Raw genomic sequence first — 17,698 nt, forward strand, 5'->3', positions numbered from 1 at the left:
CCCGTCCGCCGGCTATTGCACCGGTACCCGGCTCGGGTCGGTCGAGACCCGGTCTCCGGACGCGGTTGCAGAGGACATGGATGCCGGAACAGGGCTGCCGACGATCTGCGTCGACTCGCCCGGGGCCGGCTCACCGGCATCCGCTGCGCTCTGGTGCGGTCGTCCCGGCCACCAGATCCGGTCGCCGACGAGGGCGAAGATCGCCGGGACGATCACCGTGCGCACCACCAGGGTGTCCACCACCACGCCGACCCCGACGATCAGGCCCAACTGGCCGAGAGTCACCAGCGGCAGCACGCCGAGGGCCGCGAACACGCCCGCCAGTACGATGCCGGCACTGGTGATCACGCCGCCGGTGTGCGCGACGGCCTCGACCATGCCCGCCCTGGTGCCGCGGGCGGCCGCCTCGGTGCGGGCACGGTGCACGAGGAAGATCGTGTAATCGATGCCGAGCGCCACCAGGAACAGGAACGACAGCAGCGGCACCTGCAGGTCCAGCGCGTGCTGGACGAACAGCGCCCTGCTCAGCCACGCGCCGGCGCCGATGGCGGCGAGCGCGCTGGCCAGGTTGGTCACCAGCAGCAGCACGGGCGCCACCAGCGAGCGCAGCAGCACGATCAGCACGATCAGGCTGACCGCCAGCACCAGCGGGGCGACCAGCAGCAGGTCGTGCTGGTTGCCGGCCCTGGCGTCCAGGTCGGTGGCGACGGCGCCGCCGACCACGGCATCCGCGTTCGGCACCGCGTGCACGGCGTCGCGCAGCGCGGTGATCTGATTCAGGCTCTCCGCGGTGCTGGGCGCGTACGCGCTGGTCACCATGATCTCGGTCAGCGCGCCGTCATCGGTCGTGCCGACCGGGTTCGCGCGCACCACGCCGTCGACGTCCTCCGTGGCGGCCACGACGGCGTCGGATGCCGCGCTGTCGGCCACGATCAGGATGGGCTGCGCCTCACCGGGAGGGAAGTGCGCGGACAGCACCTCGAGGCCGGCGGCGGACTCGGACGGCACCCGGAACTTCTGCGCCTGGTCGAGCCCGACCGAGGTGCCGATCAGGCCCGCAGCCATGACGGCCAGCAGCACGACGCCGGCCAGCAGGCTGCGCAGCGGGCGCCGCACGACACCGGAGGCCACGCGACGCCAGCCGCGGCCCTGCCGCGGGGCCTCACCGGGCCGCGGGACGAACGGCCAGAACACCCGGCGCCCGCACACCGCCAGCAGCGGCGGCAGCAGGAGAAGCACCGAGGCCAGCGCGATCAGCAGCCCGATCGCCGAGGAGACGCCGAGGCCGTGCGTGCCGGGGATCACGGCGAGCACGAGGGTGAGCAGCGCCAGCACGACGGTGATGTTCGAGGCGAGGACGGCCGGCGCGGTGGCGCGCCAGGCAGTGCTGAGCGCCTTGCGGTGATCGGGCGTGGCGTGCAGCTCCTCGCGGTAGCGGGAGATGAGCAGCAGCGCGTAGTTCGTGCCGGCGCCGAAGACCAGCACGCTGATGATGCCCGCGTCGAACTGCAGGCCCCACAGCGATCCGGCCGCCGCGGTCAAGCGCCCCGCCAGCCCGTCGGCGAGCGCGACGACCACCAGCGGGATCAGCCACAGCACGGGCGAGCGGTAGGTGACGATCAGCAGGATCGCGACGATGAGGATCGTCACCAGCAGCATCGTGAAGTCTGCGCCCTCGAACGACGAGGCCACATCGGCGCCGAAGGCCGGTCCGCCGGTGACCTGCAGGGTGACGCCCGCCGGGGCGTGACCGTCGATGTCGGCACGCAGGGTCTTGATGACCGCGGCCGTGTCGGAGCTGGTGGCGCCCACCGTGATCGGCGTGATCAGCACGGCGGCCTTCCCGTCGTCGCTGACCAGCGGCCCCGTGGGATCCGCCGCGGACTGCTCGCCGAGCACGGGCAGCAGCGCCTTCAGCCCGTCCTGCTGCGCTGCGGAGAGCCTGCCGCCGTCGCCGCGGGATGCGACGACCAGCACCGACTGCTGATCGGCGTTCGGGAACGTCGAGAGCAGTTCGCTCACCCGGGCGGATTCGGATGCCGCCGGCGCCTGCGCGTTGCCGGCCTGCGCCTTCGCGGAGCCGAACGCACCGAACAGCAGGAACATCACCAGCAGCACGAGGCCCAGCGATATCCAGGCGCCGCGGCGCGAGGTGAGACGGTCGGAGAGCGGATGCCGCAGACGAGGTTGTGCCATGACATCGAGTCCACCAGCGGCGAGCCTCGGGCACATCGCGAACGGGAGTGAACCGGATCTCCATCGAAAGGATGAGGAAGGCCCGGTCATGACATCCGTCACAGCGGATCCTGGGCTGCGAGATTAGGCTGTCGGCATCATGCACGACTTCTGGAGCTTCGCCGGCAACATGTGGTGGCTGATCTTCCCCATCATGGGCGTGGCCGGCGGCGCCGCACGCCGGTGGCAGCTCATGTCCCGCGAGCGTCACCAGCGCAAGCTGGAGACCCTGCGTCTGAAGAGCGAGTTGCGCACCGCGGAGCTGCAGGCCAAGGCTCTCGCCGGACCCGGGCGCTCGGGCACCGCCAAGAGGGCCGCCGCACCGGCATCCGTCTCGCACGACGACGTGCTGGAGCGCCTGTTCAAGGAGCATGACGAGATCACCGCGCGCTGGCTGGACTACGAGCTCGACGTCGCCAAGCTCATCGCCTTCCCTGCCATGAGCGACGGCCGGCAGCCGCTGACCGCCGCGTTCCTGCGCGCCAAGAAGACCGCAGACAATCTGCGCCCGGCATCCGCCGACGCGAAGGTCACCGAGCAGCGCGTCACGGACTATCTCGACGCGGTCGGAAACTACGCCGTGGCCTTCGAGGTCGCCGAGCACGACGCCCGCCGCATCCGCGACTCCACGTTCACCGAGGACGAGCGCAAGCGCCTGGATCGGGCGCAGCACCTGCTGAAGGTGGCGCTGGACGAATCGGCCACGCAGGCCGAGCGGCAGGTGGCGTACAAGCGCGTGCGCGACGAGCTGGAGGGACTCATCCTGCTGTCCGATGAGGCCGTGCAGGTGCTGGAGACCAAGGTCGCCGGCGAGCTGCCGCGCGGGACCGCCTCCTCCTGACGCCCGTTCGATCCCGCCCCATCGCCCCCGCCCACTTCGTCGATACCCCTCACTGCTGTCGAAACCCCTCGTGAGCGACGTCGCTGGCGAGGGGTCTCGGCGGTCAGGAGGGGTGTCAGCTCAGGAGGTCGGGTGTCGGCGGGGAGAGCGGAGAACGTAGGCTCGGGCCATGGACGACACACCGCGGGTCGGGATCGTGGGCGCGGGCGGCATCGCCCCGCCGCACATCGAGGGGTGGCTGGCGCTGGGCGCCGAGGTCGGCATCCTGCGTCGCACGGGAGCGGATGCCCTGGCCGCCCGCTACGGTCTGCGCCTTCACGACACGCTCGAGGAGCTCATCCAGGGCTCCGGGATCGTGGACGTCGTCAGCCCCACATCCTCGCACCTCGACATCGCGCGCGCGGCGTTCGCCGCCGGGCGGCACGTCGTGTGCGAGAAGCCGCTGGCCGTCACCGCCGCGGAAGCGCAGGAGCTGGCGGATGCCGCCGCTGCGGCGGGCGTGCGCCTGTTCCCCGCCCACGTCGTCCGGTACTTCTCCGGGTACCAGCAGGTGCACGAACGGATCGGCGCGGTGGGCGCGATCACCGAGCTCACGGCACGCCGTACGGTGGCCGCCCCGGCATCCGCCTGGTTCTTCTCGCAGGATGCCGGCGGCGGGATCATCCGCGACCTGATGATCCACGACCTCGACCAGGCCCTGTGGCTGGCGGGCCCGGCGGTCGAGGTGTCGGCCACACAGGATCCGCCGGCCGTGGACAGCGTCGTGCAGCCTCCGGTGTCCGCGCACGTCACGCTCACCCACGCGAACGGCGCCATCAGCCACGTGCGCGCGGACTGGGCCGAGCCCGGCACCCCGTTCCGCTCAATGCTCGAGGTCACCGGCGACAGGGGCGAGCTGAGCGTCGACACGTCGACGACCGACACGGAGCACCCGTCACCGGCATCCGCTGCCGATCCGTATCGCGAGCAGCTGGCGGACTTCCTCGACGCGATCCGCACCGGACGCGACGCGCGGGTCACACCCGCCGACGGCGTCGCGGCCGTGGTGCTGGTGGACGCCGCCTACGCGTCGCTCGCGTCCGGGCATCCGGTCGTCCTCTGAAGTCCGCGGTGCGGTTCGCGCGTTACGCATGCAACCGGAGTGCGCGCGTCAGTCCTGCGGCAGCGCGGCCACCACGTCGATCTCGACGAGGATGTTCGCCAGCTGCGAGCCGACGGTGGTGCGCACCGGGTACGGCGCCGAGAAGAACTCGCGGTACGCCTCGTTGAACTCGGCGAAGTCGGCGAGATCGGCCAGGTGCACGGTGGTCTTGACCACGTCGGCCATGGTCAGATCGTGCACGGCCAGCACCATCTCGATGTTGCGCAGCACCTGGCGGGTCTGGTCGCCCACGTTGTCGGCGACGGCATGGGCGTTCGCGGCGTCCTGCGGGCCGAAGCCGGCGGTGTACAGGAATCCGTTCGCGACCACCCCGTGGCTGTACGGGCCTGCGGGGGTGGGGGCGCCTTCGGCGTGGAAACCGGTCTTGGGCATGGTGTGCTCTTCCTTCTCGTTGTCGGTTCTGTTCATCCCAGCTGGTGGGAGATCTCGGCGGCGGTCTCGCGCAGCATCGGCACGCGCTGCTCGAGCTGCCGGCGGCTCTGGGCGACGCGCAGCGCGGTGAGGGACAAGGCCCCCACCACTCCGGCGGCCGTCACGATGGGCACGGCCACGCAGCCCACGAAGTCCTCGAACTCGGCGTCGTCGAACGCCCAGCCCCGGCGGGCGGTCGCTGCCAGGTCGGCGTCGAGGGCGGCGCGGCTGGTGAGGGTGTTGGCGGTATACGGATGCCAGTCGCAGCCGGCCAGCAGGCTGTCGCGCCGGTCGACGGGCAGCTCCGCGAGCACCGCCTTGCCGATGCCGCTGCAGTGCGGCCGCACGGCGGCGCCGACACGTGAGTACATCCGCACACCCGACGCGTCCTCCACCTTGTCGACATAGACGATCTCGTCGCCCATCAGCGCACCGAGGTGCAGGGTGTTGCCGACGATGCGATGCAATCTGCGCAGGTGTGCATATGCCGCGCCGCGCAGATCCAGCTGCTCCAGCGCCGCGCCGCCGAGTACGGCGAGCCGGATGCCGACGACGTAGGTGCCGTCGATCTGCCGACGCACGAATCCGACCTGCTCCAGGCTCTGCAGCTCGCGGAACATGGTCGAGCGGTGGATGCCGAACCGCTCCGCGAGTTCGATCACGGTCGCCGGCTCCGCAGCGAGGGCGTTCAGGATACCGGCTGCTCTCTCGACACTCTGCGACATCGGTCAGCCCCCGGTTCCCGGAGTGCCGACGTCTGCGATTCTGCCGTCCTCGTCGCCGAGACCCCTGCCTGCCGTCGACACCCCCACCTGCGGACGTCCATAGATGGGGGTGTCGGCGGAAACTGGGGGTGTCAGCGGAGGGAGGCCGGCTGCCTCCCGTCGCAGGCCGCGCCCGGGCAGCGCGCCGGTGAGCTCGCCGCCGGCGAGCACCTGCACACCGGCCACGAACACGTCATCGATGCCGACAGCGGGCTCGTTCGGGTGCTCGTAGGTGGCGCCGTCAGCCACGCCCATAGGATCCACCAGCAGCACATCGGCCAGCGCACCCGCCTCGATCGCGCCACGACGCCCGAGGCCGAACCTGCGGACGGGCTGCGCGGAGAGGTGGTGCACGGCATCCGCCCACGACCAGGTGCCCAGTTCGCGCACGAACAGACGCAGGTAGCGCGCGAACGACCCCGCCGCGCGCGGATGCGGATGCGCGCCGATGAAGATGCCGTCGGATCCCCCGGTGTGCGCGGGGTGCGCGACGATGCGCGCGAGGTCGGTGTCGGGGCGCGGGTTGTGCACGGCCATGACGGCGCTGACCTCCATGCGAGAGGCGGCGAGCAGGTCGAAGGCGAGATCCATCGGGTCGGCGTCGGACCGCGCCGCGGCCTCGCGCAGGGTGAGCCCGTGCGCCCAGGCGAAGTCGGATGCCGCGATGTGCGCGAGCGTGATCATGTCCGGCCACGCGGGCCCCAGGCTCGGGCTGTGCGATGCCCGCTGCGCGCACGTCTCGCGCAGCCGGTCCCTGGTCGTCGGGTCAGTGAAGCGCGCCACGATCTCGCCGGTCGGCAGCGCCGAGATCTCCGGCGGGAGCAGCGGCATGCCCAGCAGGGTGCAGCCGCGGATGTAAGGGTAGGCGTCGAAGCTGGCGTCGATGCCGGCCGCGGCGAGCGCGTCGAGCTGGGCGAGCACGATCCCGGCGTCGGCGTGCAGGTGCGACACGTGCACGGGCAGCGGCATCCCGGCCTCGCGCGAGGCGAGCTGCGAGATCTCGCGCATCTCGTCGATGCCGGCGGCGGCGTTGTTCTCGTACCCGCCGCGCATGTGGCTGACGTATACGCCCCCGGCGCGCGCGACTGGCACGCACAGCGGGGCGATCTCCGCCGCATCCTGGAAGATGCCAGGCACGTAGTCCAGGCCGGTCGACAGGCCCAGTGCGCCCTCCGCCATCCCCTGTGCGACGAGGGCCGCCATGCGCACGCGCTCGTCGTCCGAGGCGGCGCCCTCCCGCCGGCCGCACACTTCGAAGCGCACGGTCCCGGCGGGTACGAGGTACCCGGCGTTGATCGGCGAGGCGTCGTCGACGGCACCCAGCAGCGCGGCGACACCGCCGCCGCGGTACACGGGGTGCGGGCCGTTGATCGCGGCGAAGTAGTCGGTCGCGTAGCGGCCGTCGCCCGGCGCGTACGAGACGCCGTCCTGCCCGCCGATCACCGTCGTCACGCCCTGGCGCAGCAGCGATGCGGTCACGGCGGGATCGCGCAGCAGGCCGTCGGCGTGCGAGTGCGCGTCGACGAATCCCGGCAGGATCAGGCGCCCGGCGGCGTCGACCACCGCATCGCCGTCACGCGCCGGCACCTCGCCGACGGCGGTGATCACGGCGCCCTCGAACGCGACATCGGCGCGCTCGAGACCGGCGGGGGCGACGATCGATCCGCCGCGGAGGACCGTACGAGTGCTCATCAGGATGCCGCTCCTCAGAACCAGGTGCGGATCAGGTCGACGATGACGCCGGACTCGACGCTGTCCACCACCGGCAGCACCCGCCACTTGTCGAACGCCGTGCACGGGTGCGACAGCCCGAAGCGCACGACCGAGCCCACCGCCAGCGGCTCGGCAGGACGCACGTAGGAGTGCTGATCGTTCATCGCCGAGACGACGGCGTCGACCGGATGCCACGAGCCGGCGAGCTCATCGGCGGCGGCACGCGGGATGGGCAGCCCCTCGTCGTAGGGGAAGTCGCGCTTGCCTGCATCCACCAGCGCCAGCCCGGGCTCGGGGCTGGACACCACCCGTGCGATCCCGTGCATGGCGTTGACGAAGTGCGGGCCCTGCCCGGTGCCGCCCTCGTCGAACGGCGAGATTCCGCGGTAGAAGCCGTCGTCGTGCACGATGTACGCGCCGGAGCGCAGCGTGAAGCGGGTGCGGCCGTCGCGCTCGGCGCCGGCCCACACGTCGGCGACGATCTCGAAGTACGCGCTGCCGCCTGCGGTGACGTACAGCTCGCCGTCGTCGTACAGCTCGGCGAGCGACCGATGCAGCTCGAGCTGGGCCTGCAGGTAGGCGCGCACGGCGGCGAGCCCCTCCGGGGAGCGGTCGTGCGCCAGGCTGCCCTCGTAGCCGGCCACGCCCGCCAGTCGCAGCGCATCGGATGCCGCCAGGCGACTGGCCACGGCGACCGCCTCCTCGATCGACCGGGCGCCGGTGCGGCCGCCGGCGGCGCCCAGTTCGACGCAGACATCGATCGGCCGGGGCAGGTCGACGCCGTGCAGGGCCTGCTCCATGGCGTCGACCGTGGCGATCGAGTCGGCCCAGCACACGAAGCGGAAGTCCGGGTCGGCGAGCTCGCCGGCCAGCCAGGTCAGCGAACGCGGGTCGACGGCGGAGTTGGCCAGCATGATCGAGTCCAGGCCCAGGTCGCGGCCGGTGCGCACCTGCCCCATGGTGGCGAGGGTGATGCCGAGCGCACCGGCATCGGTCTGCCGCTTCCACAGTGCGGGGGCCATCGTGGTCTTGCCATGCGGCATGATCTCCAGGTCGCGCTCGGCGCACCAGGCGGCCATGGTCGCGACGTTCGCGCGCATCGCGGCGTCGTCCAGCACGACCAGCGGCGTCCAGAACTCGTCCAGCCGCGGCGCGGTCGCGAGGAAGGCGGATGCCGTCATGCCGACGGCGCGCGTCGGGATGCCCTTGTCCCGCGCGGTGAGCAGCTCATCGGTCGCGTCGATCATTCCGATCCTCTCTCCTGCTGTGCAACTGTTGCAACGTGCGTTGCATCACCTGCACAGCCGCTCTCATCATGGTACTCATGCCCGTTGCCCCCGCACCACGCCTCATCACGATCGGCGAGACGATGGCCCTCGTCACCCCGGCCCACGCCGAGCCCCTCGCGACCGCGCAGGATGTGCGGCTGCTGATCGGCGGCGCCGAGTCGAACGTGGCCGTGCACGCCGTGCGGCTGGGCATCCCGACCGCCTGGGTCAGCGCCCTCGGCGACGACGCCCTCGGCATGCGCGTGCTCGACGAGGTCGCCCGGCACGGCGTCGACGTGCGCGGCGTCACGCGCAATCCGGATGCTCCGACCGGGGTCTACTTCAAGGATCCCGGCCGCGGCGTGCTGTACTACCGCCGCGGATCGGCCGCATCGCTGCTGGGTCCGGAAGACATCGCGGGCGCGCCGTTGGAGGATGCCGAGATCGTGCACGTATCCGGCATCACTCCGGCCCTGTCGCCCCGCTGCGCGGCGCTGATCGAGAGCGTGTTCGCGCGCGTGGGCGCCGCCGGCGGCATCCTCAGCTTCGACGTGAACCACCGCGCGGCTCTCTGGAAGCCCGGTACCGCGGCATCCGCTCTGCTGACGCTCGCGCGCCGGGCGGACATCGTCTTCGTCGGACTCGACGAGGCCGAAGGACTGTGGGGCACCGCCGACGCCGACGCCGTGCGCGCCCTGGTGCCCGAGCCGGCGGTCGTCGTCGTCAAGGACGGCGACGTGGGCGCCACCGAGTTCGACCGCCGCACCGGAGAGGACCTGCGCACCTTCGTGCCAGCGATCCGCACCGAGGTGGTGGAGCCGGTCGGCGCCGGCGACGCGTTCGCCGCCGGCTACCTGGCCGCCCGCCTGCAGGGCGCCGATGCCGTCACCCGCCTCACCGGAGGGCATCGCCGCGCGCATCTCGTGCTGCAGTCCACCGACGATCTTCCGCCGCTCGACAACTGAAAGGCCCCCGCCCATGACTGACAACTCCGCTTTCGACCAGCTGTTCGGCGCGGTGCCGCTGATGGCCATCCTGCGCGGCATGGGGGTCGAGCGCACGCTCGCCACCGCCACGCGCGCCTGGGATCTGGGCATCACGGTCGTCGAGGTGCCCGTGCAGACGCCCGCCGATGTCGAGGCGCTGCGCGTGCTGGCCGAAGCGGCGCGCGAGCGCGGCCTGGTGGTCGGCGCGGGCACCGTGATCTCGCCCGAGCACGTGCGGCAGGCGGCTGATGCGGGGGCCGCGTTCACCGTGAGTCCCGGCCTGGACCTCGAGATCGTGCGCGCTTCGCACGAGGCGGGGATGCCGCCGCTGCCCGGCGTCTCGACGGCGACCGAGGTGCAGCACGCGCTGCGCGAGGGGCTCACCTGGATGAAGGCGTTCCCCGCATCGCTGCTGGGCACCGGCTGGTTCCCCGCGATGCGCGGCCCGTTCCCGCAGGCGAAGTTCGTCGCCACCGGCGGCATGGGCTCCGCCAACGCCCGGGAGTTCCTGGCCGCCGGGGTGCGCGTGGTAGCCGTGGGCTCCGCCCTGGAGGACGAGTCCCAGCTCCCCGCCCTGGCGAGTCTCCTGTCCTGACGCCCCGCACGCCCCGCCCGCCCGGCACGGCTCGCCGTCGAGAGCACGACACGTCGCCGAGTGCACGGCCTGTTCGCGTGAACAGGCCGTGCACTCGGCGACTTCATGTGCTCTCGACGCATAAGGGGTGGGGACGGGGTACGTATAAGGGGTGGGGGCGGGGTCAGAGGGCCCGGGTGGCGGCCAGCTCGTGCAGGCGGCCGGCGCCCTCCACGTCGGGGCGGATGGATGCCACCAGGGTGGCGATCACGCCGACGATGGCGATCACCGCGGAGTAGACCACCACGGGCCAGAAGGCACCGCCGGCGGCGGCCACCAGGGCAGCGCAGATCAGCGGGGCGAACCCGCCGCCCAGCGTGTTCGAGAACTGGTATCCGATGTTGACGCCGGTGGTACGCGCCTCCGCGTCGAACATCTCCACCAGCATGGTCGACAGGGTGGCCTGCATGGCCACGCCGAACACGACGAAGCCGAGGATCTGGCCGAGCCAGATCAGCCACATGTTGCCGGTGGTGAACAGCGCGAACGCCGGATAGACCATGGCGGCGAAGCCGAGGCATCCGATGATGTACACCGTGCGACGGCCGATCCGGTCGGAGATGTGCCCCCACAGCGGAGCGACGAAGATCTGCAGCAGCCCGACCATCATCGTGCCGGCGAAGCCCATCCACGCGGGCAGGTGCTTGTTCGTCACCATGAAGCCCAGGCCGTAGGTGAGGATGACATAGCCGGCGATCGACTGCGGAAGTCCGATCAGGATGCCCATGATCGCGTTCTTCGGGTGACGGAACACCTCGACCAGCGGGTTGGCCTTTTTGCCCGCCGCGGCGATCTGCAGCGTCTGGGTCTGGACGAACTCGTCGGACTCCTCGAGCTTGCGCCGCAGGAGGATGGCGATGGCCGCCAGCACGATCGAGAAGACGAACGGGATGCGCCAGCCCCACTCGATGAACCAGGAGCCGGGGGTCAGACCGAGCGCGGCCATCAGACCACCCGAGACCATGTTGGCGATGCCCGCACCCGAGATCAGGAACGCGCCGTACAGGCCGTGCTTGCCGGTGGGGGCGTTCTCGACGACCATCGTCGCCGCGCCGCCCATCTCGCCGCCGACGAAGAAGCCCTGGAACATCCGGCACAGGATCAGCAGGATCGGCGCGATCACGCCGATCTGATGATCCGGCGGGATGAGCCCGATGCCGGTGGTGGCCAGGCCCATGCCGACCACGGTGATCATCAGCACGGGCTTCCGACCCATCCGATCGCCGACGATGCCCCAGATGATCCCGCCGAGCGGGCGCAGCAGGAAGCCGACGGCGAAGGTCGCGAACGACGACAGCTGGGCCATGATCGGGTCGTCGGTCGAGAAGAACACCGCGGGGAAGACGGCCGCCGAGGCGAGGCCGTACAGGTAGTAGTCGTAGTACTCCATCAGGGTGCCGATGGAGCCGCCGGCGATCATCCGGCGCTGGCGCGCGGTCAGCCCTCTCGGGGCCACGGCCTGGGACATGGGAGCCTCCTTGCTCTGCGAGGGATCGGTCGGGATCACCCTCGACGTGACGTAGGGTCGCCGCTAAGATATCCCGTAGACAGACATTCTGTCTACGTTGAATAATTCTTGTAAAGCTCAGGTGCACGATGACGACACGAACAGCGACCGACGACACGGCATCCGCGCTCGCCGACGCCGCCGCACGGCAGACCTACGAGACCGCCGACGAGGTGCTGCGGCTGTACCAACCCGTGATGCGCGCGCTCGCCACGGCCGCCGGGCCGTCCGTCGAGGTCGTGCTGCACAACCTCGACGGAAGCGACGTCGACCTGGACCACACGATCATGGCGATCGAGAACGGCCACGTCACCGGCCGCGCGGTCGGCGGCCCCTCCACCTCGCTCGGCCTGGACGTGCTCAAGGACAGGCGGCGGAACCACGACGCGTTCGGCTACCGCGCCGTCACCAGCGATGGGCGCGAACTGCGCAGCTCGTCGATCTACTTCCACAACGCGTCCGGCGACATCATCGCCTCGCTGTGCATCAACGTCGACCTGAGCCCCCTGCAGCAGGCGCGCAACATGATCGAGGCGCTGCTGCCGGTATCGCCGACAGGCGCCGAGGAGGCACCGCAGGAGCACTTCGGCTCCGACCTGCTCTCGGTGATGGATCAGATGATCTCCGAGGCCATCGCCGAGATCGGCCGGCCCGTGGAGCAGATGTCCCGCGACGACAGGATCGCCGTGCTGGAGAAGCTCGAGAAGCGCGGAGTGACGCAGATGCGCAAATCCATCGAGACCATCGCGAAGCGCCTGCACGTGTCGCGGGTGACCGCGTACGCCTACCTCGATGAGGCGAGGAGCTGATGGACGGCATCGCCGCCCGGCTCGCGTTCGTCGACGCGCGCCTGGCCTACGAGATCGACGTGGTGGCCGCATCGCGCGCGGTCGCGGCGGGCTCCGCCGTGCTCGTCGACACGCGCCGGCAGGAGTCCTGGGACCACGGGCACATCGCCGGAGCGCTGCATCTTCCGGCATCCGCTCTCGCCACCGGACTCGACGACCTTCCCCGCGACCGCACGCTGATCGTGTACGGCTGGGGCCCGGGATGCAACGGCGCGACCACCACCGCCCGCATCCTGCTGGCTGCGGGACTGGACACCCGCGAGCTGCTCGGCGGCTACGAGTACTGGGTGCGCAACGGCTTCCCGACCGAGTCGGGCGGCGCAGTGACCCGCCAGGCGCCGGATCCGCTGGTCACGGCCGAGGCCTGACGGCTCGAGCCCCCCCTCGCCGAGACCCCTCACCAGCGCCGAGACCCCTCCTGAGCCGCGTCGCCCACGAGGGGTGTCGGCGGCCAGGAGGGGTCTCGGCGAAGGTGCGGCTGCTTACTTCTGCAGCCAGTCGAGCTGGTCGGCGTACTCGGAGATCCACTTGTCCACGGCATCCGCGGACTTGTCCTTGTACTCGTCGGAGGTGACCAGGCCCTCCAGCGCACCGTACTGCTCGTCGGTCAGCTTGATCTTCTTGATGAACGCGGCGGCGTCGGCGTTCTTCTCGCTGAAGCCCTTCGTGCCGAGGAAGTGCAGGCCCTCGGGCTCGCCCATCGCGCCCTTCGGATCCTTCAGGTCCTTCACGGGGAAGGCGCTGTTGGCCCAGAACGGACGCCACAGCGTGACGACGATGTCCTTCTTGGCGTCGGTCGCCTTCTTCAGCTCGGCCAGCATCGCGGCGGTCGACGAGGTGACAAGCTCGTACTCGTCGGTCAGACCGTACTCGGGCAGCATGTGCTTCTGGGTCTGCTCGGTCAGCCCCGCACCGGGCTCGATGCCGACGATCTTCCCGCCGAACATGTCGGCGTTGCCCTTGAGGTCCTCGATCGAGTCGATCTTGGTGTATTCCGGCACCGCGATCGTGAGCTTGGCGTTGTCGTAGTACTTGCCCAGGTCCTCGATCTTGTCGCCGAACTTGTCCATGTACTTCTTGTGCGTGACCTCAGGCCACGCCGACGGGTAGATGTCCACATCGCCCTTGGCGAGACCCGTGTACAGCGGGCCCGCGTCGGTGAGGGTGTCCATCTCGACGGTGTAGCCCATCTTCTCCAGCTGGTCCTGCAGCAGGTAGGCGGTGCTCAGTCCGTCGGTCCAGCCGGGCAGGAAGCCCAGCGTGATGGTGCCCTTGTCGCCGGCGGGCTTGTCGCCGGAGGCGTCGCTCGTGCCGGTGGTGCCGCTCGCGCAGCCGACCAGGGCGAGGGCCGCCACGGTGGTGAGGGTGAGGGCGCTGGTGAGGTGTCGCTTCTTCATGAGTTTCCTTCCGTCATGCATGACGTCGTGCGTTCCGTATGTGATTGCGTGGGTTGATTCAGGCGATGGGAGCGCGGCGGGGTCCCGCCACGACGAGTTCGGATGCCTCGGATGCTGCTTCCTCGGCATCCGCCTTGCGCTTCTCCTGGCGGACGTGCTCCAGCAGGCCCAGCAGGGAGGTCGGGGAGGGCTGGGCGAGGGCGGCCGTGCAGCGGTCGAGGAACACGGCGATGAGCACGATGCCCAGACCCGACTCGACGCCCATGGGCACGTCCATCGACGAGATGCCCTGCACGACCATCTTGCCCAGACCGTCGGCGCCGGCCATGCCGGCGATCACCGCCATCGACAGCGCCAGCATGATCAGCTGGTTGATGCCGGCCATGATGGTCGGCAGCGCCAGCGGCAGCTGCACGCCGCGCAGGATCTGCGAGGGCGTGGCACCGAAGGCCTGCGCGGCCTCGACGGTCTCGCCGTCCACGCCGCGGATGCCGAGCTCGGTCAGCCGCACGCCCGGGGGCAGCGCGAAGATCACGGTCGCGAAGATGCCGGGCACCACGCCGATGCCGAAGAACATGATCGCGGGGATCAGGTAGACGAACGCCGGCATGGTCTGCATGAAGTCGAGCACCGGCTTCAGCGCTGCGCGCACGGCGTCGTTGCGGGCCGACCAGATGCCCAGCGGCACGGCGATCAGCACGGCGATGATGGCCGCGACCAGCACCAGCGCGAGGGTCTGCATGGCGGGAGTCCACAGGTCCAGCCCCACGATGAGGATGAACGACAGGGCGGTTCCCAGCGCCAGCTTCCACGAGCGCAGCAACCACGCGATCAGCGCGAACACGATGATCATCACCGGGATCGGGGTCTGGATCAGCGCGGTCGACAGTCCGTCGACCAGCGCGCCGATCACGTTGGAGAGGAATGTGAAGAACCACTCCAGGTTGTCCAGCAGCCAGTTCAGTCCGTCATCTACCCACTCTCCGAGCGGAATCCGGAATCCTTCCATCAGCGCACCTCCTCTGCGAGAATCTGATCGATCTCCGTGGTGGGCATCGGCTGCACCGGGATGGTGAGCTCGCCCGTGGCACCCGGCCCGGGGCCGAGCGCTGCCAGCAGCGTGACGCGCGGGATCACGCCGACCAGGCGCCCCTCGGCATCCGTCACCGCCAGCGGCAGCGGCGACTCGACAGAGGGGATGAACAGGTTCATCAGCACCTCGTCCTCGTCGACCGTCTGCGGCACGGGTTTGAGGATGCCGGAGAGCGACGAGCCGCCCTTGCGGACCAGCTTCACGGCATCCCGGTCGGTGACGATGCCGACCAGCCTGCGGTCGCGACCGACCACGTAGGTGGCCGACATGTAGGCGTCGCGCATCTGGCGCAGCGCGGTACGCGGGCCGGCGGTGTCGGGGACGACCGGTCGGGCCGGCTCCATGACGTTGGCGGCGGTGAGCACGCGGGCGCGGTCGACGTCCTGCACGAACTGCTCGACGTAGTCGTTGGCGGGGTCGGTGAGGATGTCCTCGGGCGTGCCGATCTGCACGATGCGACCGTCGCGCATCACGGCGATGCGGTCGCCGAGGAACATGGCCTCGTTGAGGTCGTGCGTGATGAACACGATGGTCTTCTGCAGCTTGGACTGCAGTTCGACCAGCTGCTCCTGCATCTCACGGCGGATCAGCGGGTCCAGGGCGCTGAACGCCTCGTCCATGAGCAGGATCTCGGTGTCGGCGGCCAGCGCGCGGGCGATGCCGACGCGCTGCTGCATGCCGCCGGAGAGCTCGCTGGGCAGCTTGTCGCCCCAGCCGCTCAGACCCACGAGGGAGAGGATCTCCTCGGCGCGGGCCAGGCGCTCGGCCTTTCCGACGCCCTGCAGCTCGAGCGGGTAGGCGACGTTGGCGGCCACCGTGCGGTGCGGCAGCAGCGCGAAGTGCTGGAACACCATCGAGATGCGCTCGCGACGGATCTTCCGCAGCGCCGCGGGCGCCGCCTTGGCGATGTCGTCGCCGCCGACGATGACCTCGCCGTCGGTGATGTCGTGCAGGCCGTTGAGCATGCGGATGATGGTGGACTTGCCCGATCCGGACAGCCCCATGATCACGAAGATCTCGCCGCGGTTCACGGTGAAGCTCGCGTCGATCACGGCTGCTGTGCCGGCATCCAGCACATCGGTTCGGGTCTCACCGGCCTTCAGACGCTTGACCGCATGCTGCGGACTGCGACCGAAGACCTTGTAGAGATGGTGCGCTTCAAGAGCGATCTCGGACACGATTCCCCCGGCGGACTCGCCCGCTTCCAGGGTTGTGGCGAGTCTGCTTCGGTAACGCCCGGGTGATGGTCACAGGGCCGTTTCGACAATCGCTGTACTGGCGGCGCGGACGGGGATTTCGGACCCCCGCAAAGAGCATCGACCGTACGCCCGCGCCTCTTCGTGTACAGCTCAGGTCGAAAGAAGGACGCGGCCGCGGACTGGTGTTGTGACCCCCAGGTCACCCGTCTACGCTAACGAATGGCTGATCCGGTGGCAAATCGCTGTCTTGGAATCTTCCTCTCACCAGGGATTGTGGGCGTGTCGGGATCGGGCCGATCCCCAGGTCAGCCGCGACGGATGCTGCGCGTGACGGTGAATTTCGGAGTGCGGACGACCTGCTCCGTGGAGCCGACATCGCGGCTCAGGATGCGCCGGTGATCGAGGTGGGAGTTGAACACCGTCCACACCTCGCCGCCGGGTTTGAGCAGGCGCGCGACGGCCTGGATGAGACGCCTTCCGGCTCCCTCGTGCACGCTCGCGCCGAGGTGGAACGGCGGGTTCAGCAGGATGAGGTCGGCACTCGCGGCGGGGAGCTCCGAGCCCGCGTCGTCGAGGGTGACCTGCACCCGACCCTCGAGGCCGTTCGCCGCCATGGTGGCGCGGGCGGAGCGGACTGCCGACGCGGAGCGGTCGGTGGCCGTGACCAGCGCCTGCGGGTTCTGCAGGGCGAAGGCGACGGCGAGCGCGCCGGTGCCGCAGCCGAGGTCGATGACGCGGAGGCGCGACCCGTTCACAACTCCGGAGAACTGTCCGCCGACTGGCTCGCTCGCGGTCGTTTCCGCCCTCTCCGCACCGGATCTCCGGAGTTGTGAACCGAAGCCGGCGGAGAGCTGCGGCAGCGCGTCCCGCAGCACCCGGGTTCCGATGTCCAGCCGGGCACCCGCGAACGCGCCGCCGAAGGCGCAGAGGATGAGGCCGTCGTGGGTCTGACTGACCGGGAACGGCGGTTCTACTGAGACTGCATGAGGTTCGGATGCCCTGATCAGCCGGGACTTCCGCTCCGCGCGCTGCGGCTGCACCGAGCCGAAGAACCGCGCCAGCACCTCGTTCTGCGCGAGGGTCATGTGCTTGACGCGCCCTCCCGCGATGAGGGTCACGTCGGGAGCGGCCCAACGCGCCACGGCATCCGCGATCTCCTCCAGCTCCGCGAGCGCCTTCGGCAGCTGCAGAAGCACCAGACGGGCACCCTGGAGCAGGGTCTCGCCGAGCTCGTGCGACCTGAGCGCGGTGCCGGATTCCGGATGCCCGCCTGATTCCACGGCGTGTCCCGCGTCGACACGCCGGTCCGGCCCCGCAGCATCCGTGATCCGATACGCCACCCCGAGCGCGGCCGCGTTGTTCGCCAGCGCGCGCCGTCCGGTCACCAGGTCCTGATGCACGCGGAGGCCCCGCAGCCCGGCATCCGCCAGCGCCAGCGTGATGGCGCCGTACTCGTCGCCGATGACCGCGATCTGCTCGCCCGGGATACCGGCATCGAGCGCCCACCGCACCAGCAGCTCGTCGGTGGCATCCCACGCCTGCAGGTTCGGCGCCTCGACGTCGGGGAACCGCCGCAGGCGGCTGAAGTCGAAGGGCACCCGCTCACTGTATCCGGCAGCGGACACTGATGCGGGTGCGGG

The 17,698-nt window shown here is 70.3% G+C and carries 16 protein-coding genes; 6 read left to right on the forward strand and 10 right to left on the reverse strand.

The window, feature by feature from the left end; all coding sequences use genetic code 11:
* Positions 1-12: 12 nt before the first annotated feature.
* Entirely contained in the window at positions 13-2,196 is a 2,184-nt protein-coding gene (locus tag Q0568_RS05830; protein ID WP_298863673.1) for an MMPL family transporter, read from the reverse strand.
* Positions 2,197-2,335: 139 nt separating this feature from the next.
* Here Q0568_RS05830 and Q0568_RS05835 point away from each other — a divergent pair, with 139 nt between their 5' ends.
* Entirely contained in the window at positions 2,336-3,076 is a 741-nt protein-coding gene (locus Q0568_RS05835; RefSeq protein WP_298863676.1) for a hypothetical protein, read from the forward strand.
* Between the two features lie 169 nt (positions 3,077-3,245).
* On the forward strand, positions 3,246-4,178 hold the full coding sequence (locus tag Q0568_RS05840; protein WP_298863680.1) for a Gfo/Idh/MocA family oxidoreductase: 933 nt from the start codon (positions 3,246-3,248) through the stop codon (positions 4,176-4,178).
* Between the two features lie 48 nt (positions 4,179-4,226).
* On the opposite strand, the gene Q0568_RS05845 is transcribed toward Q0568_RS05840, so the two are convergent.
* The 4 genes from Q0568_RS05845 to Q0568_RS05860 are packed head-to-tail and all read right to left on the reverse strand — an operon-like array spanning position 4,227 to position 8,373.
* On the reverse strand, positions 4,227-4,646 hold the full coding sequence (locus tag Q0568_RS05845; protein ID WP_298863686.1) for a RidA family protein: 420 nt from the start codon (positions 4,644-4,646) through the stop codon (positions 4,227-4,229).
* On the reverse strand, positions 4,643-5,374 hold the full coding sequence (locus Q0568_RS05850) for an IclR family transcriptional regulator (RefSeq protein ID WP_298863689.1): 732 nt from the start codon (positions 5,372-5,374) through the stop codon (positions 4,643-4,645). The genes Q0568_RS05845 and Q0568_RS05850 overlap by 4 nt, the downstream gene beginning before the upstream one ends.
* Before the next feature lie 3 nt (positions 5,375-5,377).
* Positions 5,378-7,105 (reverse strand): amidohydrolase family protein, encoded by a 1,728-nt coding sequence (locus tag Q0568_RS05855; RefSeq protein ID WP_298863692.1) that lies wholly within the window; start codon positions 7,103-7,105, stop codon positions 5,378-5,380.
* A 14-nt stretch (positions 7,106-7,119) separates the two neighbouring features.
* The gene (locus Q0568_RS05860; RefSeq protein WP_298863695.1) at positions 7,120-8,373 is read right to left on the reverse strand and encodes an alanine racemase; all 1,254 of its coding nucleotides are present in this window, start codon (positions 8,371-8,373) and stop codon (positions 7,120-7,122) included.
* A gap of 77 nt (positions 8,374-8,450) precedes the next feature.
* On the opposite strand from Q0568_RS05860, the gene Q0568_RS05865 reads away from it, so the two are divergent.
* Complete coding sequence (locus Q0568_RS05865; RefSeq protein ID WP_298863699.1) at positions 8,451-9,359, forward strand: sugar kinase; 909 nt, start codon at positions 8,451-8,453, stop codon at positions 9,357-9,359.
* A gap of 13 nt (positions 9,360-9,372) precedes the next feature.
* A complete protein-coding gene (locus Q0568_RS05870; protein ID WP_298863707.1) occupies positions 9,373-9,975 on the forward strand; it encodes a bifunctional 4-hydroxy-2-oxoglutarate aldolase/2-dehydro-3-deoxy-phosphogluconate aldolase in 603 nt (200 codons plus the stop codon).
* A 163-nt stretch (positions 9,976-10,138) separates the two neighbouring features.
* Here the strand turns inward: Q0568_RS05870 and Q0568_RS05875 are convergent, their stop codons facing one another.
* Complete coding sequence (locus Q0568_RS05875; protein WP_298863710.1) at positions 10,139-11,482, reverse strand: MFS transporter; 1,344 nt, start codon at positions 11,480-11,482, stop codon at positions 10,139-10,141.
* 128 nt (positions 11,483-11,610) lie between these two features.
* Between Q0568_RS05875 and Q0568_RS05880 the strand changes: the two genes are divergently transcribed.
* Both Q0568_RS05880 and Q0568_RS05885 read left to right on the forward strand, forming a co-directional pair.
* Positions 11,611-12,330, forward strand: coding sequence for a transcriptional regulator (locus tag Q0568_RS05880; RefSeq protein WP_298863713.1), 720 nt, complete (start codon positions 11,611-11,613; stop codon positions 12,328-12,330).
* Positions 12,330-12,737 carry a rhodanese-like domain-containing protein gene (locus Q0568_RS05885; protein ID WP_298863716.1) on the forward strand — a complete coding sequence of 136 codons (408 nt, stop codon included), beginning with the start codon at positions 12,330-12,332 and terminating at the stop codon, positions 12,735-12,737. The genes Q0568_RS05880 and Q0568_RS05885 overlap by 1 nt, the downstream gene beginning before the upstream one ends.
* A 114-nt stretch (positions 12,738-12,851) precedes the next feature.
* Here the strand turns inward: Q0568_RS05885 and Q0568_RS05890 are convergent, their stop codons facing one another.
* From Q0568_RS05890 to Q0568_RS05905, 4 genes are all read right to left on the reverse strand, one after another.
* Positions 12,852-13,766 (reverse strand): glycine betaine ABC transporter substrate-binding protein, encoded by a 915-nt coding sequence (locus tag Q0568_RS05890; protein ID WP_298863719.1) that lies wholly within the window; start codon positions 13,764-13,766, stop codon positions 12,852-12,854.
* Between the two features lie 58 nt (positions 13,767-13,824).
* Complete coding sequence (locus Q0568_RS05895; RefSeq protein ID WP_298863722.1) at positions 13,825-14,775, reverse strand: proline/glycine betaine ABC transporter permease; 951 nt, start codon at positions 14,773-14,775, stop codon at positions 13,825-13,827.
* The gene (locus Q0568_RS05900) at positions 14,775-16,037 is read right to left on the reverse strand and encodes a glycine betaine/L-proline ABC transporter ATP-binding protein (protein WP_298863725.1); all 1,263 of its coding nucleotides are present in this window, start codon (positions 16,035-16,037) and stop codon (positions 14,775-14,777) included. Before Q0568_RS05900 ends, Q0568_RS05895 begins: the two co-directional genes overlap by 1 nt.
* 326 nt (positions 16,038-16,363) lie before the next feature.
* Complete coding sequence (locus tag Q0568_RS05905; RefSeq protein WP_298863728.1) at positions 16,364-17,656, reverse strand: methyltransferase; 1,293 nt, start codon at positions 17,654-17,656, stop codon at positions 16,364-16,366.
* Positions 17,657-17,698: the final 42 nt, after the last annotated feature.

The organism is uncultured Microbacterium sp., assembly GCF_937927635.1.
Taxonomy (GTDB): Bacteria; Actinomycetota; Actinomycetes; order Actinomycetales; family Microbacteriaceae; genus Microbacterium.